Here is a 24,952-nt window from a genome sequence, read left to right as displayed (position 1 = left end):
TGCTCCTTTCTATTTTCCCTTATTTATCTTTTTTGTCTATTTTTTCCCTGTTGCTAGATACATAATATTTTCTTGGGTTGCATCCCCTCTCATCAATTCTCCTGTTTTTCTACCTTCATGCATAACCATGATTCGATCACTCATTCCTAATACTTCTGGAAGCTCTGATGAAATCATAATTACAGCTTTTCCTTCTCCTGCAAGCTTTGACATTAATTTGTGAATTTCAGCCTTTGCTCCTACATCAATTCCCCTTGTAGGCTCATCTAAGATTAAAATATCTGGCTGGGTTAAAAGCCATCTTGCAATCAATACCTTTTGCTGATTTCCTCCACTTAAATTCCCAATAAGTTGTTCTTTGCTTGGTGTTTTAACAGAAAGCTTTTCTATTCCTTCTATACAAGCCTCATCAATTTTCTTAAAATCTAAAAACATTCCTTTTTTATATGCATCAATATTAGCAACAATCATATTATCTTGAACTGAAAGCATTAAATATAGCCCAGTGAGTTTTCGATCTTCAGTAAGGAGTGCCATCTTATGCTTAATAGCATCTTCTGGTATATTGATTTCTACTTTCTTACCATTAATAAATATTTCTCCTGCATCTTTGTGGGTTACCCCAAATACACTTTCCATTACCTCTGTTCTTCCTGATCCCATAAGTCCTGCTATTCCTAAAATTTCACCTCTTCTTACCTCAAAGCTTACATCTTTAAAATATCCTTCTCTTGTTAAGTTCTTTACTTCAAGAATTACATCTCCAATTTCAGCTTCTTCTTTGTGGAAAACTTGTTTCAATTCTCTACCTACCATTAATTGAACTAATTTGTCATTGTCTAAGTTCTCAGCTGGCTCTGTAGCAATATATTTTCCATCTCTAAAAATAGTGATATCATCAGATATTTTGAAAATCTCATCCATTTTATGTGAAATATAAATAATTGCTACCCCTTCACTTTTTAGCTTATTGATGATTTTGAATAAATTATCTACTTCTTTTTCAGTAATTGCTGATGTAGGCTCATCCATGATAATTAAATCTGAATTATAAGAGATAGCCTTTGCAATCTCAACCATTTGTGTATTAGCAATACTTAAATTTACCATTTGGGTTCTAGGGTCAATGTCAATACCTAAACCTTTTAATAATTCCTCTGTATCTTGATCCATCTTCTTTTGGTCTACTATACCAAACTTATTTACTGGCTCACGACCTAAGAATATATTTTCAGAAACTGTCATATATGGAATAGGACTTAGCTCTTGATGAATCATAGAGATTCCTAAATCAAGGGCATGATTAGTACCTTGAATCTTCACAGGTTGTCCTTTCCATTTGATGGTTCCCTTTGTCGGTTGATGGATACCTATAATTGCTTTCATTAATGTAGATTTTCCTGCACCATTTTCCCCCATCAATGAATGTACAGACCCTTTTCGTACTCTTAACTGTACATTATCTAAGGCTAAAACCCCAGGAAATTCTTTTGTGATATTCTCCAGTTCTAAGATATATTCCTTATCCATCTTTCTCACCTCTTTTTTTAATTTGTTATATAAAGGGTATCAATAGCTATTGATACCCTTTATATTTTTTTATCTTTCTTTATTTCATAAATTCTTTATAATTCTCTGGTGTTACTAATTGGAATGGAATCCAAACTCTATTTTCTACTTTTTCACCTTTTGCTTTCTTATACGCAGCTTCCATACCACCTTTACCTTGTCCTTCTGCATCTTGGAATACAGTTGCATCTAATTTTCCATTGTCAATTTCTAGTAATGCATCAGGGGTAGCATCTACTCCTGCTATTAATATTTCGTCTAATTTACCTGCAGCTTCTAACGCATTCATAGCACCAATTGCCATATCATCATTATTTGCACAAACTGCATCAATTTTCTCTCCACTTGCTAACCAGTTTTCCATAACTGCCATACCTTCAGCTCTTGACCACTTACCTGTTTGCTTTTTAATCACTTTGATATCTGGATATTTTTCGTTTATAACCTTTTCTACTCCTTCAGTTCTCTTAATAGCAGCTTCATGATCTAATATCCCCATTAAGATACCGATATTTCCTTTTCCACCCATTTTTTCTGCTATATATTCCATCTGGAAAATCCCTGCATCGATTGATTCAGAACCAACAAATATAATATCTTCTGGTAAATTATCTGGTAATCTGTTTACATATACCAAAGGAACGTTTTCCTGTTCGCAAGCACTTGTGATCGGTGCTGTAGCTTCTGTATTTACAGGAATAACAACCATTGCATCTACACCTTGAGCGATAAAGTTTTCAACTTGACCTAATTGTTTTGCAGCATCAGCTTTTGCATCTACATAAGTTACTTCTACTTTTTCATCTAAGCCAGCAATATATCTCTCCATACCATCTTTCATATACATTAAGAAAGTATCATCAAAACTTGCAATAGATACACCAATCGTTAGTACATCCTCATCTGCCGTTGCTTTATTGTCACTACTTCCACACCCAACAAATAAAGACATGCTTAGTACTACCAATAATAATACCGCTAAAAATTTTTTCATTTGTAGTTTCCTCCTCATTATTTTATATATATATAAGCTTCTTTTAAAATTTTATATATTACTAAAAGAAGTTTATATTAACACTATCATTCTTATTGGCTCACATCATGTTTAGAATAGCTTAGATTAGAATAGTCTAGTTTAGAATATACGAAAATTCATTTTTGGGAAAATATGGACTTTAGATAATTTTTAGAACTTTTACACTTTTATTCTACAATATTTTTCAAATTTTTTCAACATTTTTTATTTTGTTTTATGTTTTTTTATTTTTTTTATTTTATATTTTGAGTTAATTGTTAGCGTTTTTTATGTTTTGTTTCTTTATTTTAAAAAACTCTTTTTATACGATATTTTACTTACTTTTTCTATTACAATTCTATTTTTACTTACTTTCTTCAGCTTAATCCGCCTATTTTTTATTTGCGACAATATTATGCAATAGCCTTGTAACAATATAACATTTTGTAAATATTCGTAAATAAAAATAAAAAAAAGTAATTAAAAATAAATAAAAATAACGTTTTTATCTTGACTATAAACTATATATAAATTAAAATATTTATAAATCAATAAGCCACATTTCAAAAAGTTTTTTTACCCTATAAATCTACTTTGTGAAAATGTTTTCAAAACTTAAACATATAAGCTTCTCATACTACTCATACTAGACAAAGGGGTTTAAAAACACTGGAAACTACATTTAGTTAATTTTTCTATAAAAAGGAGATGATGTTATGAGTTTTAAAATAGCAAGTGCACCTTGCTCCTGGGGAGTTGAGGATGCAAATAACCCGCATAACCCACCTTGGCAAAAAGTTTTAGATGAAGCCTCTCAGGCAGGTTATAAAGGTTTAGAACTTGGACCTTTTGGATATTTACCGCAAGACATTGGAATCCTTCAGGATGCCTTGACACAAAGGGATTTACAAATCGTTGCAGGAACTCTATATGATGATTTAGTTTCTCCTAAGAATTTTGACACGTTAGTTTCCAAAACTCATATTACCTGTAAGTTAATATCAAAACTTCCAAAAGCATCACAAATGATAGGTCAGCGCTATGATACACCTTATCTTGTAGTTATTGATCAGGTAAATAAAATCCGCAGTCCTTTTGCCGGACACCCTGATAAAGCGCCAAGATTATCTACAACTGACTGGAAACAAATGATGAAACATATCCGTGAAATTGCAAAAATCACATGGGAAGAATATGGCATTCGTTCAGTAGTTCATCCTCATGCAGGAGGCTATATAGAGTATGCAGATGAAACCATTCAGTTTTTAAATGATATTCCTTCTGACATAGCTGGACTTTGTTTAGATACAGGACATTTATACTATGCTTGTATGGATCCAGTAGAATGGTTAAAAAAATATTCAGATCGTTTAGATTATGTTCATTTTAAAGATATCAACAAAAAAGTTTATGACAACGTAATCAAACGTCAAATTGGATTTTTTGAAGCTTGTGCAGAAAATGTTATGTGTCCTATTGGACAAGGAACTATTGACTATGATGCTATCTATAAAGCTCTTCTTGAAATAGGCTATAAAGGCTTTATTACCATTGAACAAGAAAGAGATCCAAGAGATGCAGATGGCAGCCTTGCTGATATTAGTCAGAGTTTGAAATATCTAGAAAAACTAGGATATTAGTATTATCAGAAAAATACATGGAGATAATTAGGTATAACAAATTCTCCATATGGAGAATTCCCTAAAATATATATTTTATAGGAGGTCTATTATGTTTAATGAAGAAAGAAGATTTGAACAACCTATTAGATGGGCAATGGTTGGTGGTGGCCGAGGAAGCCAAATAGGATATATTCACCGTGCTGCTTCTGCACGCGATAACTTATTCCAATTAGTTGCTGGAGCATTTGATATCAACCCAGAACGTTGTATTGATTTTGGTAAAAATCTAGGCGTTGATCCTTCACGTTGTTATTCAGATTACAAAGTAATGTTTGAAGAAGAAGCAAAACGTGAAGATGGTATCCAAGCAGTTTCAATTGCTACACCAAACAAATTTCACTATGAAATGTGTAAAGCAGCACTAGAAGCAGGTCTTCACGTAATCTGTGAAAAACCACTTTGCTTCACTGTAACAGAAGCAGAAGAATTAAAAGCACTTGCTAATGAGAAAAATAGAGTAATCGGTGTAACTTATGGATACTCAGGATATCAAATGGTACATCAAGCACGTAAAATGATTGAAAATGGTGATCTTGGAGAAATCAGAATTATCAACATGCAATTTGCTCATGGCTGGCATTCTACTGAAGTAGAAGCAAATGACCCTGGTGCAAAATGGCGTGTAAGTCCTGAAGTATCAGGTCCTACTTATGTACTTGGTGATATTGGTACACATGCATTTTACCTTGCTGAGGTAATGGTTCCTAATCTAAAAATTAAAGAACTAATGTGTACACGTCAAAGCTTCATCGAAAGCCGTTCTCCACTAGAAGATAATGCTTTTGTATTAATGCACTTTGAAAATGGTGCAGTAGGAAATCTTTGGGCATCTGCAGTAAACGCTGGTGCTATTCATGAACAAAGAATCCGTGTAGTTGGTTCTAAAGCATCTATCGAGTGGTGGGATGAGCATCCAAATCAACTTGTTTATGAAGTACAAGGTGAGCCAAAGCGTCTTTTAGATCGTGGACATGGCTACCTTTACAACGAAGATCCAGCAGTTGGTGCTGACCGTATTGGTTGTGGACATGCTGAAGGTTTATTTGAATCTTGGGCAAATCTATATCATCGTTTTGCATTAGCAATGGATGCTACAGACAGAGGAGATCAAGAAACCCTTGATAATCTTTGGTTCCCTGGAGTTGAAGCAGGTATTGAAGGAGTTAGACTTCTTGAGAACTGCGTTGAATCAGCTGATAACGGATCTAAATGGGTTGAATATAAATAAATTTCGTATTAAAAAGCTTGAGTTTCACCTCAAGCTTTTTTTATATGCATATTCATTTTTTCATATTCTCTTATTATTTTATTCTTTATGTATACCTTTTCAGTTTTTCGGTAATAATCTTTATATCGAGAATATGATAATCAAGTGTTTTAGTCCCCCTTTGACACTAATGGGTTATCATTATATTCTCGATTTTTTTATTTTCCTCATTCATGACTATAATATCTTTCCACCTACAATGGTATTTTCAACAAGAATATCTTTTATATGCTCTTCATCCACTTTTAATAAATCCTCTGCTAACACTACAAAATCTGCATATTTTCCTACTTCAATACTTCCCTTTTCTTCTTCTTCGTGAGAAAGATAAGACGCATTTTTTATAAATAAATCAACTGCTCTATGAATATCTAAACTTTCTTCTGGTACCCATCCATTCTTAGGATTTCCCTCTAAATCTTTTCTTGTTACAGCTGTATAAATGCCATAAAGAGGATTAAAACTTTCTATAGGTGCATCTGAACTACCCACACACACAATCCCCATATCCATATATGTTTTCCAACAATAGCTATATTTAAGTCTTTCTTTCCCTATTCTACTTTCTGCAATCTTCCAATCAGTATTTGAAAATATGGGCTGAATGTTTGCAATAATATTTAATTTTTTAAATCCATTTAGTATTTCAGAATTCCCAATCTGACAATGAATTATAGAAGGTCTAAAGCCTTTTTCCCTATATAAATCATAATATCTTTCATAAGATGCTAATATAGCCCTCATACTCCTATCTCCTATAGCATGCATACAAATATCGAAATCATGATAAAAACTTTCATGTACTAATTGATCCAATTTTTCTTCACTCATAAGCATTAATCCCTTATTCTCTTTATCATCTTCATAGGGTTCCTCTAATGCTGCTGTTCTTGATCCTAATGAACCATCTGTAATCACCTTAATAGGTCCAACTACCAAATTATTTATTTTATCAAAGGATTTTAACCCCATTCTTTCATAATGGTAAATATCATCTTCTTTTGCTGCCCTTAACTGTAAAACAACTCTTATAGGAAGTTCATTATTATTAGCTAATTCTTTAAATACTTTCCATAGGGTTTCTTTATCTTCCACAAATGGAAAGTCATCCGTATGTACTGTAGTAATGCCTACCTTTGCTAAATCCTCACAACCTTTAATAATCAATTCTTTCATTCTATTTTTATCTTTAATTCCTGGTAAAATCCTTGTAACCAAATCCATAGCATTTTCACGCAAAATACCTGTAGGTATATGGTCTTTATCCTGATCTATTTTTCCACCATCAGGTGATATTGTATTTTCATCAATTCCTGCTAAGTCAAGAGCTTTGCTATTTACAACACATATATGATAACAAGTTCTAGTCAAATGAATTGGATGCTGTGTTGATATTTCATCTAACAAATAGCGATCTGGAAATACATTGTCTTCAAACTGATCTTGATTCCATCCTGCTCCAATTACCCAATCTCCCGGTTTTATGTTTTTTTTCTTTATAAATGTTTTTACTTTTTTTACTAATTCTTCTCTAGAATACACATCATTTAATGCCACTTCATACAATTTTTTTTGACTATAAGCAATCAAATGCATATGTGCATCTGTAAACCCTGGATAAACAAACTTTCCTTTTAAATCAATGATTTCATAGTCAGTTTTGTAATCATTCATTTCCTCAGCTCTACCACATTTTACAATCTTCCCATTCTTCACTGCAACAAAGTCTATCTTCTTTTGTTCATTGTTTCTCATAAACCTACCATTTGCAAATACTTTATCAAAAACCTTACCCATCACACTTCCCCCTTTAACCTTTTTACATTTTTTCTATAGTTATGAATTTTTCTAGTTCTTCAAATCTTTTATCTTTGTAATTTCCTGATAATACAAAAAGTCCTTTAAAATTCTTACATTTCAATACAAAGTATTTAAAAAACTCAAAGGATACATCATCTATCCACTGAAAATTTTCTATGAATATAATGGTTCTTTTGTTAAGACCCTTTAACAAATGATTCATGGCCGAAAAAATTCTTACTCTTTCACCTTCTCTGCTAGATTTAATTATTGGATATGAATGATTCATAGAAAATAGTTCTATTTGAATCACACTTAAATTCTCTCCAATCATTTCAGGCATATTATTTAAATCACAGATTTCTTTTTTATTTAAAATCTCTTCTACTAATTCACTCATCCAATAGTAATCTACTCCTTTGATAGGATAGCATTTGGTATACAAATGTTCCTCATCATAAAAAAGTTTTTCCTTGAGGCTTTCAAAATTTTCTTTTTCTGTAAATAATATTCTTACATGCTCATTTCTATTTATTTTTATTTCAAATTCTTTTATGTAATAACTTGTCTTCTCACAATCAATGATCTTTTCATATATTTCCTTTGTGCTTTCCATAGGAGAAACATTTAATTCATCCCTTAAAATATCACAACATTTTTCATATTGTAAAAGAGCTTCTTTTCGATTACCCATTTTTAGATATACTTCAATGATCTCAACATATAATTCCTCTTGTAATGGATTAAGTCTTAACATTCCTTCTAGTATTTCAATACTTTTCAAATAGTTTTTTCCCATGATATAGGCTTGAGATAACTGATGAAGTACCTTTAGATAGGATCGTTGAAATTTTTCTCTCATATAAAAAATCCAGTCATTAAATTCATGACAACTTTTTAAAAATACCCTTTCCATAAACTCTCCACTAAGGATTTTTCTTGCCATCTCTAATTTTTCAATATATCCTTCTTTATTTTTCTCATTTAACGATTCCAATAGATGGTTTATTTCATAAACATCTGTAATTACTTCTACTTTAGGATTGATTTTGCATTTATCCTTTATATTAATAATGATGCTTTCAGTATTTTCTTCATCTGTTTTTAATATTTTTCTCATACTCCATAAGGTATACCTGAGATTATACTTTGCAGCATCATTCTTACTTGATTCCCAAAAATAATTAATCAATTTGTCTCTGCTATAGGATTTTTCAGGAGCAATAGATAAAACACATAATATGGCAATTGCTTTACTACTTAAATTTTCCGTAATATTTTTCTCATTCCAAAACACCTGCACTTCACCGAACAAATGTATTTCTAATTTATCCATCCACTCACCCCTATCCTATATGCAAAATATTCCCTTCTTTAACTGTCATCATTACTTTTATATCTTTTATTTTATTTTTTTCAACCGTTAATGGATTTTCATCTAAAACCACTAAGTCTCCCAATTTACCAATTTCAATGCTTCCTTTTTTATTTTCTTCAAATACACCATAAGCTCCATTTACCGTATACATTTTAAGGGCATCTACAACTTCTACATTACAACAATTTACCGCACTATGTATTCCTAGTACTGGAGATATAGGGGTAATATCACTATCCGAACTTCCTAATACAATCATGCCATTTTCAATACTCTTTTTTATAGGATTAGTTTGCTGTTTCCTATTTTTACCCAATCGTTTTTCGTACATGCCACCATCTCCACCCCAAAAATATTCATAGGTTGGTGTCATAGAAAGGATAATACCAAGTTCTGAACATTTTTTAATTTGTTCATCCGTTGGAAAAACAAAATGTTCAATACGATTTCTCGTATGATTTTCTCCTTTTTTCTTCTGAATCACTTCATAAGATTTTATAATCTGATCAATAGCTCGATTACCAATAGCATGAACAGAAATCTGTAAATCATTCTTAGATGCCTTTAAAATAAATTCATCAATCTCTTCTTGTGTATAATACAGTTCTCCAAAAGATTCCTCATCATCTTCATAGCTTTTACTAATGGCTGCAGTTCTTGATCCTAATGTCCCATCTAGAAAAATTCCTCCTCCAATTCGATTAAGACCACTCTCTAAAACCTTCTGTACATTTACAGTCTGATAAAACATGGCCACATCAATAGGGAATGTATTTTTATTTTTCAATACAATTTCAGCATCTTTATTATGAAAGGAAAATCCGCCTTCCATGGCATTTAGAGATGTAATGCCTTGTTCAATAGCCATTTTCATAGATTTATTGATCACTTCTAATCTTTTTTTCTCTGAAAAGCTATCTAATATCCTGTTTCTCACTAAAGCACTTGCTTTCCCTGTCAAGCATCCATTTGGAAGATTTTTTTCATTTCTTTGAATTCCTTCTATATAAAATGGTATTTTTAGTATGTGGAATGCCATTGAATTGATAATACTTGTATGATATTCAATACGATTAATCCAAACAGGATTGTTTGGTGCACATTCATCTAATTCATATCTTGTAGGCATTCTCTTTTCACGAACCTTTGATTCATCAAACTGAACTGCACTAATCAATTCTCCTTCTGGTGTAACTTCTGCTTTTTCCTTTACAAGGTCTAATACATCTTTTATAGTCTCTGCTTTACTTAAATCAATTCCTAATGTATTTAATCCTGTTTGTACAAGGTGTACATGACTATCATAGAAACCTGGAATTACTGTCTTTCCATTTAAAAATATAGCATCTACTACATCTTTTAGATATTTTTCATAACCATCATTTATGCCAATATCTACAATTTTTCCATCTCGAATAGCAACCCAGTTTTTAAAAGAATTATTTTGATCCATTGTAATAATCATTCCACCATAAAGCAACAAATCCACTGCTTTCATATGCATCCTCCTTCATGTAGACTTTGACATATCTTCAAAACCTTTTGAAAAGATGTCAAAGCCCCCTATACATGTATAGGGAAAAGCTTTGCATCTATTTTTTATAATTCAATGACATTGGTGACCTTCTACAAAATCTATTTTAAGCTATTTCATCTACTGCTTTTGCATCTCCATCATTATATGTTTTTACAGATGGCTTGTCTCCTTCTTTAAAAATAAATTTTCCTATAACTGCATAGATCATTGCTATAATTGGTACTAAATAGGCTAAAAATACATATGGTAAGTATTGTACTGTTTCAACACCTAACACCCCTGCAAAATACACACCACATAGTCCCCATGGAACAAGGGGTGAAGTTACCGTAGCCGAATCTTCACATACTCTTGAACACATTTGAGGTAATAACTTTAATCTTTTATACGCTGGTACGAGCATCCTCCCAGGAATAATAAGGGCCATATACTGACTCGCTGAAAATAAGTTTACCGCAATACTTGCAAATATATGGGTAATAATTACTCCCCTTGCAGTACTTACGAATTTTGACATTCTTTCTAGTAAAACTTCAAGCATTCTTGTTTTTTCTAATAATCCACCTAAACTTAAAGCTACAAAACCAAGAGATATGGTCCACATCATACTTTGCATACCACCACGGCTAAGTAATTTATCAACAGCTTCAATCCCTGTTTTAGAAACAAATCCATAATTCATAAAGTTAAACATTTCTGCAATACTATATCCTTGAAGCACTGTAGCAAAGATCATTCCTAAAAATGATGCAATTACCATAACTGCAAGACCACCAACTCTCTTAACAGCTAGAACAATCGTTACAACAGCTGGAATCAACGTAATAGGGCTAATATAATAGTTCTTACTAATTCCATCCAAAATTCCTTGTATTTGGCTTGTATCAATATTTCCTCCTGCATATTTCATTCCCAATATTAAATAAATCACAAGAGATATAATGAGTGCTGGTACTGTCGTATAAAGCATATTTTTTATATGATCAAAAAGATCTGCCTCTGCTACCCCTGCTGCAAGATTTGTTGAATCTGATAAGGGAGACATTTTATCTCCAAATATAGCTCCTGAAATAATTGCTCCTGCTGTAAGTGGTGCAGGGATCCCTAGTCCATAACCAATCCCCATAAATGCAACTCCAAAAGTTGCCCCTGTAGTCCATGAGCTTCCAGTTGCTAAAGATGCAACAGCACATACTAAGCAAACAGTAAATAAAAATACAGATGGTGAAATAACCTTTAGTCCATAATAAATCAATGTTGGTATTGTACCTGCTGGAATCCATGTTGCAATCAAGACCCCTACAAGCATCAATATGAGCATAGCAAGCATGGCAATCTGACATCCATATAAAATTCCTTCTTGAATCTCATCCCATGTAAAACCAGACTTCATAGCAACAACTGCAGCTACAGCAGTAGCCAATAACAAGGTAATATGTGTAACATAAGGTTCATCAAATACAAAAATCTGAGCACTCATAGCAACACATAAGAATAACATAACAAAAAGTGCACCTGCAAAACTTGGTTTTTTTGCATTTTCTAGTCTTTCATTTGCCATATAAAACTCCTCCTTCGTTTGATTATTTACAGTGTATCACTCGATCATTTAATTTCATGTTTGATTATCTGTTTTATCTCTTGTTTAATTAAAATAAAAATTCTAAATATTTTTCAAACTTTCTTATATAAATAAAAAAGGTGAGCATTCATCACTCACCTACAACACTACCTAATACTTTTCCAATACTATCCTGAATCACTAAATTAGCAGCATGATCATATGGGGTAGTACTTTTGTTAATAAGTATTAATTTTTTCCCTCTATAATATTCAATTAATCCTGCTGCAGGATATACCACAAGGGATGTTCCTCCTACAATCAATACATCTGCATTGGCTATATATTCTACAGATTTTTGAATAGTATCTTGATCGAGTCCCTCTTCATATAAAACTACATCAGGTTTTATAGTCCCTCCACATTTTTTACACGTTGGAACTGTTTTCTCACTTCCCACTACGTCATCTAAAAAATACTTTTCTCTACACTTCATGCAATAATTTCTGTGGACAGATCCATGAAGCTCTAAAACATTTTTACTTCCTGCCATTTGATGTAATCCATCAATATTTTGAGTGATTATAGCTTTTAATTTACCTTGTTTTTCGAGCTTTGCTAGAGCTAAATGAGCTAAATTAGGTTTTGCTTCTTGATAAATCATTTTTTCTTTGTAAAATTGATAAAATTCTTTCGTATGCTTCATAAAAAAGCTGTGACTAAGCATAGTCTCTGGTGGATATTGTTGTCCCGTATTACTATATAGTCCCGTATCTGCTGTTCTAAAATCAGGTATATTACTTTCTGTAGATGTACCTGCCCCTCCAAAGAAAACAATATTATTACTCTCATCAATCATTGATTTTAATTTTTCAATGTTCAAAACATCACCCCCAATAAACATACATATTCCCAATACTATTGTTACTCTACTTAAGTTTTTTCAATATTATTATACAATACTTACTAAATAATTACTATGTGTAAATAATTAGAAGGAAATTGTAAACTAATGGAGAATATAACAAAAAAAACAAAGATAGGAGTGTTCCCAATGAGAATCTTAAAAGAAAATACAACCGCTATGATTATTGATGTTCAAAAACGTCTTCTTCCTCATATGCAAAATAAAGAACTATCAAAAAATCTAGCAATTCTTATTGAAGGCTTAAACGGTTTAGATATTCCCTTTATAGTGTCTGAACAATATACTAAAGGATTAGGGTCTACTGTAGATGAAATCATGGGAGTTCTGGAAAATTTCGAAATTATAGAAAAAATGTCTTTTAGCTGCTATGATGAACCTACCTTACAAGAAAAGATTGATTATATGAATAAAGAATGGATTATCATTGCTGGAATTGAATCACATATCTGTGTTCTTCAAACCGTAATTGATCTAATAGACAACGGATATATGCCTATTGTAATAGAAGATTGTATTTCTTCAAGAAAAGAAAATGACAAAAAAATAGCTATTGAAAGAATGAAAAAAGAAGGTGCAGTCATCTCAACCTATGAATCTATTCTTTTTGAATTATGTCGATATGCAGGTAATGAAACCTTTAAAACTATCTCTAAATTAGTGAAATAAAGCAAGTCATCCTTTTGACTTGCTTTTATCTTCTAAAAATTCCTTTTATTTTTTTCTCATAAAGCTCAAAATCTCCTTTAGAGAACAATACAAAAATCACTCTATCTAATTGGTCATATTCTTCTATAAAATCCATAACTGCTTTTATAGCAATATCTGATGCTTCATCCTTTGGATAATGATACACCCCTGTAGAAATAGCAGGAAAGGCAATGGTTTTTATTTTATTTTCTACTACAAGTTTTAAAGAATTAAAATATGCATTATATAGTAGCCTAGCTTCATTATTCTTTCCACCCCTATAAATAGGTCCTACCGTATGAATTACATATTTACTTGGCAATTCTCCAGCAGTAGTAATTCTTGCTTCCCCTGTTGGACATCCCCCTATTTTTCTACACTCTTCTAAAATCATTCTACCTCCTGCTCTATGTATTGCTCCATCAACTCCCCCACCCCCTAAAAGGGTGCTATTAGCAGCATTGACAATAGCATCTACTTTTAGTTTTGTTATATCTCCTTGTAAGATAGATATATTGGTATTTTTATATAGATACATAAAAAAACCTCCTTTACATTTTTTCTTAGTAGCTTTCTATCTCTTTAACAAAATTTCCTTCTCTACAATAAATATTTTCATTTCCACTTTTTGAATTGTTTTACTAGTAATCCGCTGCATTCTTTATTATTTGTCATATATTTTCGTATCATTGTCCTACTCTTCCTAATATAACGTTTTTTTTATATTTGCTTTATCTGAACTTGCCTTGTATAATAGTTCATAAAATATTTTATCTTTATAAAAAATAATTCATTGTAAACCTTATGGTGCCTGTTCGTTTGCAGACACCTTTCTATTTTACTAATTCTATAAATAATTCGAGGTGAAACATGAAAAAATTTATACAGCTATTACTCATTATATGTATTTGGCAATTAGGAGAATATCTTCATCAAATATCAAACATTCCTATTCCGGGAAGCATCTTAGGCATGTTCATTCTCTTTGGCTTATTATCACTAAAAGTCATTAAACTAGATTGGGTTGAAGAATGTGGAGAATTCTTTTTAAAACATTTGGCTTTTTTCTTCATTCCTTCTGGAGTGGCACTCATTGCTTCTTTAGATCTTCTAAAGGCAAACTGGCTGCCTCTTTCTATTATTATTCTTTTAAGTACCATTATTGTAATGGGTGTAACAGGACTGATTGTACAAAAATTTGTAAAGGACTGATATATATGTTAAGTAACCCCTTGTTTGGAATAATCATTTCATTATTAGCATTCAACATTGGACTATATATTTATAAAAAAACAAAGCTGGCTATTTTAAATCCTATACTCATAAGTATCTCGATTATCGTTGTAATTTTATTACGTTTTAATATTCCACTGGAAATTTACAATAACGGTGGCAAATTGATTTCTTTCTTTTTAGGACCTGCTACAGTGGTATTAGCTATTCCTATGTATAAACAGCTTCCAGCTTTAAAAAGTCATATGAAAGCTATTATCATTGGCATTACTACTGGAGTCATTACTTCTATTACTGCTGTTGCTTTATTATCAAAATTATTTGATTTAGAACATCGTCTTAAACTTTCTTTAATCCCTAAATCAATTACAACGCCTATTGGTATAGCTGTATCAGAAAGTTTAGGAGGATTAACTCCGATTGCTGTCATTGCCATTATTATAACTGGAATTATTGGTGCAGTTATTGCACCTCTTATATGCAAAACTTTTAAAATCCATCACAGTGTAGCAAAAGGCATTGCCATTGGAACATCTTCTCATGCTGTCGGAACCTCTAAAGCTTTGGAAATGGGAGAAACGGAAGGGGCTATGAGCAGTCTTTCCATTGCTCTAACAGGTGTCATAACAGTTTTATTAGCCCCTTTACTGATTAATATATTTTCTCTTATAAATTTATAAAAAATAATGTCCATACAATCAATCATCTATACTAGACACACATAAAAATGACCTCGTAGTAATGTCTACAAGGTCATAATTTTTCATCCTTCTCTGTCTCTTTTGTCTAATCAATATAATTTCTTCCTTATCTTTCATTAAGGCATAACAACAATATTATTTACTACAGGTCTTTCCCTTCTATCTGAAGGTTTATTTAAAATTTTTCCATCATAATACATAGCACTAGAACCGCCACCATCTAGATTATAAGCATCTTTTACTCCTAGCTCTAACAATTTATCCTGTAATCTTTCTAAAGAAATCCCAATGCTCCAATTATCTCGTCTTCCATCTATAACGATTACAATCAAATCATCATTTGCATATTTTCCAATGATCGTCCTAGGATGCCTTGTTTTTTTCCATTTAGTTGAAATCTCTGCTTTTTTCCCATTTTCTAATAATACAGGTGAAAAACTTACTCCTTGATAAGGATCAAGCTTCATAATATCATTTTCAGTGTGGGGTACTGTTCCAATCACTTGTCCTTTTTTATTGATCCCAGCAAAAAACAAATCTCCTGGATAACCATTAAAAGGTTCTACTAATTTTCCATTGATCACTGTATTCCCTATTAATTGGGCATAAGTCTTTCCATTTCTTTTCTCTGTATAAAATCCCCCTGCATTAATTGCAAGTATTGCATTTGTTCTTTTTGCAGCACTTGATGTAGTCTCTAACTTTCCTAATTGATCTTTCCCCAATACTACTTTCAATGCCGTTGGATCAAATAATTTTATTTTAGCAATATAGCCTCTATACCCAAGCTCTGCTAATTTAAAAATTTTGATTTCTGTACGATTACTAATATGGGCCTTCACTGCTGGTCCTAACATATTCAATATTTTTTGCTCATAAATATCATCCGACAATTTTCTTTGTGAATCACTCAACTCTGATAATTCACTAATTTGTTCATCTTGAACATGAAAAACCTCTTTTTGGCTCTCTACAACCAATCCCATATTGGCAATACTCTCTTCTAAATGACCAACTTCATCATATAATTTGTCTGCTTCTTCTGCAAGTACAGTTATGGGAAATTTTAGATACTGACTTTCATCCTGAAACTCTAAACTAACAACAAAGAGACCGATAAATGGGGCAATCAAAAAAAGCATAAATAAATTAATTTTGCCCATTTGGTGCCTCCTTCAATATTTTCAAGCTCTTTTCTAATGTTTTTAATTGCCCATCTAGATTTTGTAACCTTTCATCAATTCTTTCTTGAACAACTGTAGAATTAGAAATAGTATCATCTGTATTTTCGATTCTATTCTTCAAATTATTAATTTCTGTACTAAGTTGCTCCATCTTTTCACTTAATTCTTGAATATTCACAGCGTTTTCTTGTTGCACATTTTTTATAGATACATCAATATAATTTTTAGCATAAGTATATCCATAATACACAGCAGCACTCCAAACCCCTGCACTTACAATAAAAATTAATACATTGATCCATATTTTATTTTTTTTCTTATCTTTTTTCTTTGAGCGCCCTTTCTCTTGGGCATTTTCTTTTGCTAAAGCAATATCCTTGTCCATCCTATCATCCTTTCCAACCTTATTCCCACAAATATAGATTATCGTAAATAGTGACATTTATCAACAAGAATAATTTACAAAAATTTCATCTATCTAATTTTTTTCTATAATCCTTTTGGCAGCTTTATTTTAAAGATGGCTCCCTTCTCCTTATGATTATAAACAGTAATTTCACCATCATGTCCTTCTATAATAGCTTTTGTTATAGAAAGTCCTAATCCTGTATTTCCTTTATCTCCTTTATAAAAACGATCAAATACCTTTTCTTCCTCTCCCGCTTTCAATCCTTCTCCATCATCTATAATATGAATTTCATAATATGGATCATGCATAAACGATTGAATGATAATATTCTCCTTAGCATATCGAATAGCATTGCTTAATATATTGATGAATGCTCGTTTGATCTTATCTCCATCATAAAATCCTTTATAATCAAAGTCTCCTTTTACATCTATTTTTATATTTTTTTCATCTGCTAATGGTTGGATACTTCTTAATGCATCTTCTACCAACTTATCCATATCACATTCTTCAAATCTAAAAATTTCTTCAACATTTTCAAGTTTTGTAAGATAAGTAATTTCATCTACTGTTTTTTTCATACGTTGACATTGATTCATGATAATATCTAAACTTTCTTCCATTTCAGCCCCTTCTACAATCCCATCTTTTATAGCTTCTGCATATCCTTGTATGGACATGAGGGGAGTTTTCAATTCATGGGATGTATTTTGTAAAAATGTTTTCTGCTGTCGATCATATTTTTTTAACTTCTTCACAAGAGAAGAAAAACATATGGAGAGTTCTTCAATTTCATCTCCTGTTTCTAATCGAAAATCTTTATCAAAATCTTTCAGTGAAAAATTCATCATCGTCTTCATAAGCTCTCTAATAGGGTTTGTCAGTCCCTTTTGTAATAGGATGCCTATGATAATTGCAGTAAAACCAGCTACCGTAAAGCTTAAAATTCTTGTTGTTTTCATAATCTCATTCATTGCTTTTAATTCTTTCAATTCCATCATTAAAAACACATATCCTTTAATCCCACCCTTAGGTGTCTTTATTGGAACTTTCTCAGTAATATATCCTTCTAATGGTTTATCCTTTTCCCTTATGAATTTTTTCATTTTTTCTCTATCTAAAGATTTCCAATTTGTATAAATAATTCTTTTATCTTTATTAAAAACAATCACCTTTGATTCAATAAATCTACCAGCAACCCTTAGTTCCTTTTTTACTAATATTTTTTCACCAATGCTATGATCTTTAAGCTTCATTTTCCCCAAAGTTTTCGCAATAGTTTGTCCCTCTGTTCTCATTTGACTTTTGGCTTCTTTCATAAAATATCTTTGAGACAATACATTATAGGACACAACAGTTACAAGAAAAGCTACAAATAATATAATAAAATAGCTTATTAGCAATTTACTTCCAATTTTTTTTAATCTAATCATTCATTTTCCCCCCCTAACTTTTATAATTTAAATTTCAACAGTGGTAACCGTTTCTACCCCTTTTAACATCATCTTCTCTACAAAAATATTATATCTTAAAATCAAGTGATTTTTTACGTATATATTCATATTTACACAAATTCTAAGTCCATTATCAATAAAAGCCATGTGAATTTAGGCGTTTTCGACCTAAAAATCACATGACTTTTATTACAATCACTTTAAAGGAATTCCTGATTTATTCAAAACTCAACAGGCTATGAATTTATTGTAATACTTGTGGTAAAAATAATGCTATTTGTGGAAAGTTTGTAATTAATAATACAATAACGATTTCTACAATCAAGAAAGATATTATTTTACGACTAATCTCCTCAACCTTTAAACCAGATATACCACATGCTACAAAAAGATTTACAGCCATAGGAGGCGTAATCATTCCAACAGAAGTATTAACAACAATAATGATTCCTAATAATATAGGATTAATACCTAATGTGGCAGTAAGCGGTAATAAAATCGGTGCAACCAACAAAATAATAGCTTGTGTTTCAAGAAAACTTCCTAAAAATAGTAGAAGCATATTAATCAATGTAGTAATCACTATAACATTTGATGATACGCCCATTATAGCTGTTGTTACTTTTGCTGGTATTTGTGCACTTGTAATAATCCAAGAAAATGATGCAGAAGTTGCAATAACAAATAATACAACAGAAGTACTTATAGCCCCTTTTAAAATTACTGGACCTAACTCTTTTATCTTTAATTCTTTATAGATAAAAACACTAACTACAAATGCATAGACAACTGCCACTGCAGCAGCTTCAGTAGGTGTAAATACACCTCCATATATCCCACCTAAAATAATGACTGGCATAAGTAATGCTAAAATAGCTTCTTTAAACGCTACAACCAAATTCTTTAAGCTTGTTGGCTCTCCTTTTGGAAGATTTAATTTTTTAGCATAATAGTAAATAACCCCCATTAAACTAAGACCGATAATAATTCCCGGAACAATTCCTGCTGTAAACAATGTACTAATAGATACTCCTGCAACAACACCATATGTGATCATTGGAATACTTGGCGGAATAATAACACCTAATGTTCCACCTGCTGCTGCAATAGCAGAAGCAAAATCTTTAGGATATCCTGCTTTTATCATTGCTGGAATCATAATTCCACCAATAGCCGCAACTGTAGCAGGATTAGATCCAGATATTGCTCCAAAAAATGCAGAAGCAATAATTGTAATAATCCCTAGACCTCCTATAGTACTTCCTACACAGGCCTTAGCAAATTTAATTAAACGCCCTGAAATTCCACCACTTTCCATTAATCCTCCAGCTAACATAAAGAAAGGAATTGCCATGAATGGAAATGAATCTACAGATGTGAACATTCTTTGTGCTACAACAAAAGGTGGAGTTGGCATATTGCCAAATGCTAATGCAACAATGGAAGATACCCCTAAAGATACTGCAATAGGTATATTTAATAAAAGTAATACGAATAAGCTTCCAAATAATAAAAGAACCATTAAATTTCCATCCTTTCTCTAACTGTTCTTATTGTTTTACCACTTTGTTATTTTTATAAATAATTATCTGAATAGAACGAATAAACATTAACAATGCTCCCACTGGTATTGCAAGATATGCCATCCATATAGGTATAGCTAATGCTGGTGAAATTTGTCCCATATTTATTTGATGCTTCATAATTCTATATGAAAATATAATAATTAATAAGTTGAAAATCAATATAATAGCTACTCGAATGTATTGAGAAACGATTTTAAGCTTTTCTGGCAACTTATTTACTACAATTTCAACACCTAAATGTGCATTTCTTTTGATTCCTAAACTTGCTCCAATATAAGCAATCCATACCATCAAATATCTTGCAAGTTCTTCTGACCATGGAATAGCTCCCAATTTAAAATATCTAAACATAGTTGAGATAAATACAATAATTGTCATTATTGGAAAAAGCATAATTAGTATATATTCTTCTAAGTTATTTAATATTTTTTTCAAAAGATCTACCTCCTAAGGTATTTAGCGACTCTTGATGATCAAAGAGTCGCCAATAACAAACTATTTCTTAAGTAATGCATTTATCAAATCTTCACCAATTTCATCTTTGAATTTATCATAAACAGGTTTTGTTGCTTCTTGGAAAGCTTTTTTATCCGGATATGTGATTTCCATTCCTTTTGATTTTAATGTTTCAACTAATTCTTTTTCTAGATTAGCACAATATTCTCTTTGCCATACACGTGCTTCTTTTTCTGATTCTATAATTGCAGTTTGTAATTCAGGTGCTAATCCATTGAAAAATTCTTTGTTCATCATGAATACTGCTGGTGAATAAAAATGTCCTGTTATTGCTAGATTATTTTGTACTTCATAAAATTTACTTGTATCAATAATTACTAATGGATTTTCTTGTCCATCAACCGTTTTTTGCTGCAATGCTGTAAACAAATCTCCAAAAGGCATTGGTACTGGCTGTGCACCTAAAACTTTAAATGTCTCCATATGCACTGGATTTTCCATTAATCTTATTTTTAATCCTTTCACATCTTCTGGAGAATTTATTGCTTGTTTACTATTTGTCAACATTCTAAAACCGTTTTCCCAAAAACCAAATCCTGTAATTCCTTTGTCTTCTAATGAAGATAACATATCTACCCCTAGTTTGCCATCTAATGCTTCAAATGCAGTAGCTCTATCTTGAATAATAAATGGTAAGTCAAATAACATAAACTTTTTTGAAAAGTTTGAAAGAGGGCCTGTAGATGATAATGTTGCCTCTAAAGTTCCCATTGAAACACCTTCCACTGCATCTCGTTCACTTCCTAGTTGTGCACTATGGAATAATTGTACATCTATTTGCCCATTAGATTTTTCTGCAACAAGCTCTTTAAATTTTTCTAAACCTTTGTGATAATGAGATTCTGGAGATAATGTATAAGCGATACGTATTGTGGTTACTTGTTTTTCATCTTTGTCTGCAGTAGAATTAGCACCCTTATCCCCACATCCAACAAATACAAAAAGCATTGAAACAATCATGAATAAACTTAGCATTCTTTTCATAAATAAACCTCCTCAATAATTTTATCTTTTTATTTAACATTAGAAAATTTCATTTCTAATGATTAAATCAATCTGCTAGAACTTTATTTGTGAAATTTGGTGCATATAATGCGGCTAGACGAATAGCTTCTACCATACTTACTTCACTTGCCTTTCCTGTACCTGCAATATCAAAGGCTGTACCATGGTCAACAGAGGTTCTCAAAAATGGCATATTATTTGTAATGGCTATAGTTCTTTCAAAATCAACCATCTTTGTGGCAATATGTCCTTGATCATGATAAAGAGACAACACAGCATCATAGCTACCCTTTAGCGCAAAATAAAATACCGAATCAGCAGGCACTGGACCTACTACATTTATACCAACTTCTTGTGCTTTTTTAATAGCTGGATAAATTTCCTTTACCTCTTCATCTCCAAATAATCCATGTTCCCCACTATGTGGATTCAATCCTGCAACAGCTAATTTTCCATTCTTTATACCTAATCTTTCTAATGCCTCTGAGCATCTTAAAATATAATCAAAAACTCTTTCTTTTGTTGTCATTTCACAAGCTTTTTTTAATGAGACGTGGCGTGATAAAAAGAAAACTCTTAAATCATATACTTGAAACATAGTAAGTGGGTCTTTGGTGTTTGTTAAATCCTCTAAAACTTCCGTATGACCAATATAATTTATACCTCCAGCTTTGAAAGCTTCTTTATTGATCGGTGTCGTTGCAATAGCATCTACCTTTTGATCCATAGCTAACTCAACAGACATTTTAATATATTCAAAAGCAGCTTTTCCAGCCATTCCTTGTACTTTTCCAACCTCTAGCTTTTCAATATCTACATTTTTTAAGTCTATTAAATTAAGTATGCCTTTTTTATAATCACCTTTTTTAACATCTTCAATTACATTGATTTCTAAATTTACACCACAAAATTTCATAGCTTGTTCTAATGTTTTCTTATCTCCAATAACAACTGCTTTTACAGTTTCATGTATTTTTTCCTTTGTTAATGCTTTTACTACAATCTCTGGTCCAATTCCAGCAGGGTCTCCCATTGGAATTCCTATATAACTTCTGTCCATCTGCATCTGTCCTTTCTTTTATCAATTTATATATTTTTATGATATTCAGTAGACACTTTCGTTAACAAATATTCAACACATTTGATAATTGCATGGGTTTCTCCAATTAGTCCACCCTTTGTGATAATAGGCATATGATTATATTTTCCTTTAATCATTCGACCATAAACCGCTAAGGGCAATACTTCATCTTTTACCTCTATTCCTGCTGATTGAAGCTCTTTACATACAGCTACCGTCACATCTCCCCCACTAGTAAATAAACCGCCTATAACCGTATCTGTTTTTTCCATAAATCTTCTTGTTATACTTGCTAATCCATTTGAAATTCTTAATGTTACATCATCTTCTGTAACACCTAATTCTTGTGCAATTTCATGTAAATCTAATACTTCTGTTTCATCTGTAGTAGTTACAACCCCTAAAATATTGTAATATTCCATTTTATCTATTAAATGCTTCACAGTTTTATTGATTTCATTTTCTCGGGTCTCATCATAAATAAGTGCTGCAGAATTTACTGTTTTAAATAAGCATTTATGTTTTATCTTTAATGCTTCTAACTGCCTTCTTGTTAAAGCACTTACACTTCCTACAGTAAGCATTACTTTTTGTCCTGGTACAATTCTAGGCCTATCTACAAATTCTTTGGTTAATGTAGCAGTAAAAGGTCCTGGATCTACTGCAATAACTTTTAATCCTGTTTGTTTTGTAGCCTTTGCAATGATCTCTATATCTTCATTGGTTGTAGCATCCATTACAATAATCTTATTGCCTTTTTCTTTACTACAAATAATTTTTTCTTTTAAAGCTTTATCTCCTTTTAAAATTTGATTCAATGGAATATAATCTACAGCATACTTGCTTTGCTCTTGAATCAATTCAGGTACACAAGAAGTATCAACAGGAGTTTTAGGATCTTTTGCAACATCTGTGTTCTCTAAAGGTATAGAGTCTACCATTAAATATCCTCCTATAGTAATCCTTCCTGAAGATGGAAAAGCTGCTACTACAATGGCCATTGCATCATCTCCTAAATGATCCAGTACTGCATCAATCTCTACTCCCACATTTCCACGAAGTGTACTATCTATACGTTTAGAAAATAGCTTCACTTTTTTATCTTTGAAAAAGTCAGTTATTGATGATACTTTCTCATATGCCATATCTTCTGATATTCCTCTACTGTCCGTACTAATAGAGATAGCTTTAAAATGAGCATGTTGTTTTTCATCATAATCATCTAATTTTAAAAATGTAGCTGCTCTATAGCCAGCTCTTGATAACAAAACACTTGTTGCATTAGCACCTGTCAAATCATCTGCGATGATGACAATTTCTGACATAATATACCTCCTCTGCAAATATATTTACTAAACTAATTCCACTATAACTCCTAGATTCTTGATTTCCTCTAATATACGTTGATCTATTCCTTTATCTGTAATGATCCTATCTAATCGATCTAATGAACAAATTTTTGCAAAACCTTTTTTCTCAAATTTCCAATGATCTGTTACCAATATAGCTTCATCAGCAGAATCGATTATTTGCTTTTTTATTTTTGCTTTTTCTAGGCTAGGTGTAGTCAAACCTTTCTCTACATCTACTGAGCTTGTTCCAATGAAAGCAATATCTACATATATCTTTTCTATAAATTCTTTTGCATCTGATCCTAAACATGTTCCTGTAGTGCTTTGGATACAACCACCTGTACAAAATACCTGAATCCCTTGGAATTTTGAAAGAAATAGTGCAATCATCAAGTCTGTTGTAATCACTTTCAAATTTTTCATGTCTTTTATGCTTTTTGCAATCTCCATATTTGTTGTTCCAGCATCTAGTATGATCGTATGTCCCTCTTTGATTAATGAACTTGCATGTTCAGCAATTTTCTGTTTTTCTTCCATATGCACTGATGTTTTTTGATGATAAGGTACTTCCTCTATGAGCATATCATGTAAAACTGCTCCCCCATGGGTCCTTGTAATGAAGTTATTATCCTCCAAATATTTCAAGTCTCTTCGAATAGTCATAGGAGAAATATCTAACTCCTTTGCTAAATCATCTACTATAACCCTTCCATGTTCTTTTAAGTATTGAATAATATAGTTTCTTCTTTCTGCTTTTAACATAATTTCCACCACTCTGTTCTTTAATGTTATTTATTGTTGTTTATTTTGTTTTTTTTAGTTATTATTTGTTAGTTTGTGTTTATTTATTTTAGTATAACTAATTTTCAAAACATTGTCAACTTTTGTCGCCATTTAGTTTTTGAATGTATCACAAAATCTTTTTTATTCTATTAGTATATAAAAAAACACCTATTCTACATACGAATAGGTTATAAAATAGAAGCTTCTATATCCATTTAAGATTA

22 protein-coding genes are annotated in these 24,952 nt (G+C 31.6%); 5 read left to right on the top strand and 17 right to left on the bottom strand.

Going from position 1 to position 24,952, the window contains the following annotated elements:
• Positions 1 to 36 precede the first annotated feature (36 nt).
• Complete coding sequence (locus K7H06_RS01005) at positions 37 to 1,530, bottom strand: sugar ABC transporter ATP-binding protein (protein WP_223038130.1); 1,494 nt, start codon at positions 1,528 to 1,530, stop codon at positions 37 to 39.
• A gap of 79 nt (positions 1,531 to 1,609) precedes the next feature.
• Positions 1,610 to 2,563: a sugar ABC transporter substrate-binding protein gene (locus K7H06_RS01000; RefSeq protein ID WP_223038129.1), complete on the bottom strand. Its 954-nt coding sequence runs from the start codon at positions 2,561 to 2,563 to the stop codon at positions 1,610 to 1,612.
• Between the two features lie 737 nt (positions 2,564 to 3,300).
• Between K7H06_RS01000 and K7H06_RS00995 the strand changes: the two genes are divergently transcribed.
• Positions 3,301 to 4,224 carry a sugar phosphate isomerase/epimerase family protein gene (locus tag K7H06_RS00995; protein ID WP_223038128.1) on the top strand — a complete coding sequence of 308 codons (924 nt, stop codon included), beginning with the start codon at positions 3,301 to 3,303 and terminating at the stop codon, positions 4,222 to 4,224.
• Between the two features lie 49 nt (positions 4,225 to 4,273).
• The gene (locus K7H06_RS00990; protein WP_246637598.1) at positions 4,274 to 5,494 is read left to right on the top strand and encodes a Gfo/Idh/MocA family protein; all 1,221 of its coding nucleotides are present in this window, start codon (positions 4,274 to 4,276) and stop codon (positions 5,492 to 5,494) included.
• Between the two features lie 216 nt (positions 5,495 to 5,710).
• Here K7H06_RS00990 and K7H06_RS00985 read toward each other — a convergent pair whose 3' ends face one another.
• The 5 genes from K7H06_RS00985 to K7H06_RS00965 form a co-directional block, all read right to left on the bottom strand.
• Entirely contained in the window at positions 5,711 to 7,330 is a 1,620-nt protein-coding gene (locus K7H06_RS00985; protein ID WP_223038127.1) for an amidohydrolase, read from the bottom strand.
• Positions 7,331 to 7,352: 22 nt separating this feature from the next.
• Complete coding sequence (locus K7H06_RS00980; protein ID WP_223038126.1) at positions 7,353 to 8,669, bottom strand: AfsR/SARP family transcriptional regulator; 1,317 nt, start codon at positions 8,667 to 8,669, stop codon at positions 7,353 to 7,355.
• Positions 8,670 to 8,679: 10 nt separating this feature from the next.
• A complete protein-coding gene (locus tag K7H06_RS00975) occupies positions 8,680 to 10,209 on the bottom strand; it encodes an amidohydrolase (RefSeq protein ID WP_223038125.1) in 1,530 nt (509 codons plus the stop codon).
• Positions 10,210 to 10,351: 142 nt separating this feature from the next.
• Entirely contained in the window at positions 10,352 to 11,809 is a 1,458-nt protein-coding gene (gene nhaC / locus K7H06_RS00970; protein ID WP_223038124.1) for a Na+/H+ antiporter NhaC, read from the bottom strand.
• A 151-nt stretch (positions 11,810 to 11,960) separates the two neighbouring features.
• Positions 11,961 to 12,668, bottom strand: coding sequence for an NAD-dependent protein deacylase (locus K7H06_RS00965; protein WP_425514949.1), 708 nt, complete (start codon positions 12,666 to 12,668; stop codon positions 11,961 to 11,963).
• A 195-nt stretch (positions 12,669 to 12,863) separates the two neighbouring features.
• On the opposite strand from K7H06_RS00965, the gene K7H06_RS00960 reads away from it, so the two are divergent.
• Positions 12,864 to 13,403, top strand: coding sequence for an isochorismatase family protein (locus K7H06_RS00960; RefSeq protein ID WP_223038122.1), 540 nt, complete (start codon positions 12,864 to 12,866; stop codon positions 13,401 to 13,403).
• 25 nt (positions 13,404 to 13,428) lie between these two features.
• Here K7H06_RS00960 and K7H06_RS00955 read toward each other — a convergent pair whose 3' ends face one another.
• Positions 13,429 to 13,962 (bottom strand): O-acetyl-ADP-ribose deacetylase, encoded by a 534-nt coding sequence (locus K7H06_RS00955; protein WP_223038121.1) that lies wholly within the window; start codon positions 13,960 to 13,962, stop codon positions 13,429 to 13,431.
• 332 nt (positions 13,963 to 14,294) lie between these two features.
• On the opposite strand from K7H06_RS00955, the gene K7H06_RS00950 reads away from it, so the two are divergent.
• Both K7H06_RS00950 and K7H06_RS00945 read left to right on the top strand, forming a co-directional pair.
• Entirely contained in the window at positions 14,295 to 14,636 is a 342-nt protein-coding gene (locus K7H06_RS00950) for a CidA/LrgA family protein (protein WP_223038120.1), read from the top strand.
• A gap of 5 nt (positions 14,637 to 14,641) precedes the next feature.
• Positions 14,642 to 15,337 carry an LrgB family protein gene (locus K7H06_RS00945; RefSeq protein WP_425514932.1) on the top strand — a complete coding sequence of 232 codons (696 nt, stop codon included), beginning with the start codon at positions 14,642 to 14,644 and terminating at the stop codon, positions 15,335 to 15,337.
• Between the two features lie 137 nt (positions 15,338 to 15,474).
• Here K7H06_RS00945 and K7H06_RS00940 read toward each other — a convergent pair whose 3' ends face one another.
• From K7H06_RS00940 to K7H06_RS00900, 9 genes are all read right to left on the bottom strand, one after another.
• On the bottom strand, positions 15,475 to 16,521 hold the full coding sequence (locus K7H06_RS00940; RefSeq protein WP_223038119.1) for a phosphodiester glycosidase family protein: 1,047 nt from the start codon (positions 16,519 to 16,521) through the stop codon (positions 15,475 to 15,477).
• Positions 16,508 to 16,927, bottom strand: a complete 420-nt coding sequence (locus tag K7H06_RS00935; protein ID WP_223038118.1) for a hypothetical protein — start codon at positions 16,925 to 16,927, stop codon at positions 16,508 to 16,510. Before K7H06_RS00935 ends, K7H06_RS00940 begins: the two co-directional genes overlap by 14 nt.
• Before the next feature lie 104 nt (positions 16,928 to 17,031).
• A complete protein-coding gene (locus K7H06_RS00930; RefSeq protein ID WP_223038117.1) occupies positions 17,032 to 18,384 on the bottom strand; it encodes a HAMP domain-containing sensor histidine kinase in 1,353 nt (450 codons plus the stop codon).
• A gap of 265 nt (positions 18,385 to 18,649) precedes the next feature.
• Positions 18,650 to 19,927, bottom strand: a complete 1,278-nt coding sequence (locus tag K7H06_RS00925; protein ID WP_223038116.1) for a TRAP transporter large permease — start codon at positions 19,925 to 19,927, stop codon at positions 18,650 to 18,652.
• A 28-nt stretch (positions 19,928 to 19,955) separates the two neighbouring features.
• Positions 19,956 to 20,426: a TRAP transporter small permease gene (locus tag K7H06_RS00920; protein ID WP_223038115.1), complete on the bottom strand. Its 471-nt coding sequence runs from the start codon at positions 20,424 to 20,426 to the stop codon at positions 19,956 to 19,958.
• 60 nt (positions 20,427 to 20,486) lie between these two features.
• A complete protein-coding gene (locus K7H06_RS00915; protein WP_223038114.1) occupies positions 20,487 to 21,491 on the bottom strand; it encodes a TRAP transporter substrate-binding protein in 1,005 nt (334 codons plus the stop codon).
• Positions 21,492 to 21,558: 67 nt separating this feature from the next.
• The gene (gene pdxA / locus K7H06_RS00910; protein ID WP_425514931.1) at positions 21,559 to 22,572 is read right to left on the bottom strand and encodes a 4-hydroxythreonine-4-phosphate dehydrogenase PdxA; all 1,014 of its coding nucleotides are present in this window, start codon (positions 22,570 to 22,572) and stop codon (positions 21,559 to 21,561) included.
• Positions 22,573 to 22,598: 26 nt separating this feature from the next.
• Positions 22,599 to 23,918, bottom strand: a complete 1,320-nt coding sequence (locus tag K7H06_RS00905; RefSeq protein ID WP_223038112.1) for a four-carbon acid sugar kinase family protein — start codon at positions 23,916 to 23,918, stop codon at positions 22,599 to 22,601.
• A gap of 27 nt (positions 23,919 to 23,945) precedes the next feature.
• Positions 23,946 to 24,707: a DeoR/GlpR family DNA-binding transcription regulator gene (locus tag K7H06_RS00900; RefSeq protein ID WP_223038111.1), complete on the bottom strand. Its 762-nt coding sequence runs from the start codon at positions 24,705 to 24,707 to the stop codon at positions 23,946 to 23,948.
• Positions 24,708 to 24,952 lie beyond the last annotated feature (245 nt).

This window comes from Crassaminicella profunda (assembly GCF_019884785.1).
GTDB classification, from domain to species: domain Bacteria; phylum Bacillota; class Clostridia; order Peptostreptococcales; family Thermotaleaceae; genus Crassaminicella; species Crassaminicella profunda.
Note: the sequence above shows the minus strand (reverse complement) of the source record. Positions and strands in the feature narration are given on the sequence as shown.

Coding starts and splice junctions, on each gene's coding strand:
- K7H06_RS01005 (WP_223038130.1), bottom strand. CDS start 1,530: ATGGATAAGGAATATATCTTAGAACTGGAGAATATCACAAAAGAATTT.
- K7H06_RS01000 (WP_223038129.1), bottom strand. CDS start 2,563: ATGAAAAAATTTTTAGCGGTATTATTATTGGTAGTACTAAGCATGTCT.
- K7H06_RS00995 (WP_223038128.1), top strand. CDS start 3,301: ATGAGTTTTAAAATAGCAAGTGCACCTTGCTCCTGGGGAGTTGAGGAT.
- K7H06_RS00990 (WP_246637598.1), top strand. CDS start 4,274: ATGGAGAATTCCCTAAAATATATATTTTATAGGAGGTCTATTATGTTT.
- K7H06_RS00985 (WP_223038127.1), bottom strand. CDS start 7,330: ATGGGTAAGGTTTTTGATAAAGTATTTGCAAATGGTAGGTTTATGAGA.
- K7H06_RS00980 (WP_223038126.1), bottom strand. CDS start 8,669: ATGGATAAATTAGAAATACATTTGTTCGGTGAAGTGCAGGTGTTTTGG.
- K7H06_RS00975 (WP_223038125.1), bottom strand. CDS start 10,209: ATGAAAGCAGTGGATTTGTTGCTTTATGGTGGAATGATTATTACAATG.
- nhaC (WP_223038124.1), bottom strand. CDS start 11,809: ATGGCAAATGAAAGACTAGAAAATGCAAAAAAACCAAGTTTTGCAGGT.
- K7H06_RS00965 (WP_425514949.1), bottom strand. CDS start 12,668: ATGATTGATGAGAGTAATAATATTGTTTTCTTTGGAGGGGCAGGTACA.
- K7H06_RS00960 (WP_223038122.1), top strand. CDS start 12,864: ATGAGAATCTTAAAAGAAAATACAACCGCTATGATTATTGATGTTCAA.
- K7H06_RS00955 (WP_223038121.1), bottom strand. CDS start 13,962: ATGTATCTATATAAAAATACCAATATATCTATCTTACAAGGAGATATA.
- K7H06_RS00950 (WP_223038120.1), top strand. CDS start 14,295: ATGAAAAAATTTATACAGCTATTACTCATTATATGTATTTGGCAATTA.
- K7H06_RS00945 (WP_425514932.1), top strand. CDS start 14,642: ATGTTAAGTAACCCCTTGTTTGGAATAATCATTTCATTATTAGCATTC.
- K7H06_RS00940 (WP_223038119.1), bottom strand. CDS start 16,521: ATGGGCAAAATTAATTTATTTATGCTTTTTTTGATTGCCCCATTTATC.
- K7H06_RS00935 (WP_223038118.1), bottom strand. CDS start 16,927: ATGGACAAGGATATTGCTTTAGCAAAAGAAAATGCCCAAGAGAAAGGG.
- K7H06_RS00930 (WP_223038117.1), bottom strand. CDS start 18,384: ATGATTAGATTAAAAAAAATTGGAAGTAAATTGCTAATAAGCTATTTT.
- K7H06_RS00925 (WP_223038116.1), bottom strand. CDS start 19,927: ATGGTTCTTTTATTATTTGGAAGCTTATTCGTATTACTTTTATTAAAT.
- K7H06_RS00915 (WP_223038114.1), bottom strand. CDS start 21,491: ATGAAAAGAATGCTAAGTTTATTCATGATTGTTTCAATGCTTTTTGTA.
- pdxA (WP_425514931.1), bottom strand. CDS start 22,572: ATGGACAGAAGTTATATAGGAATTCCAATGGGAGACCCTGCTGGAATT.
- K7H06_RS00905 (WP_223038112.1), bottom strand. CDS start 23,918: ATGTCAGAAATTGTCATCATCGCAGATGATTTGACAGGTGCTAATGCA.
- K7H06_RS00900 (WP_223038111.1), bottom strand. CDS start 24,707: ATGTTAAAAGCAGAAAGAAGAAACTATATTATTCAATACTTAAAAGAA.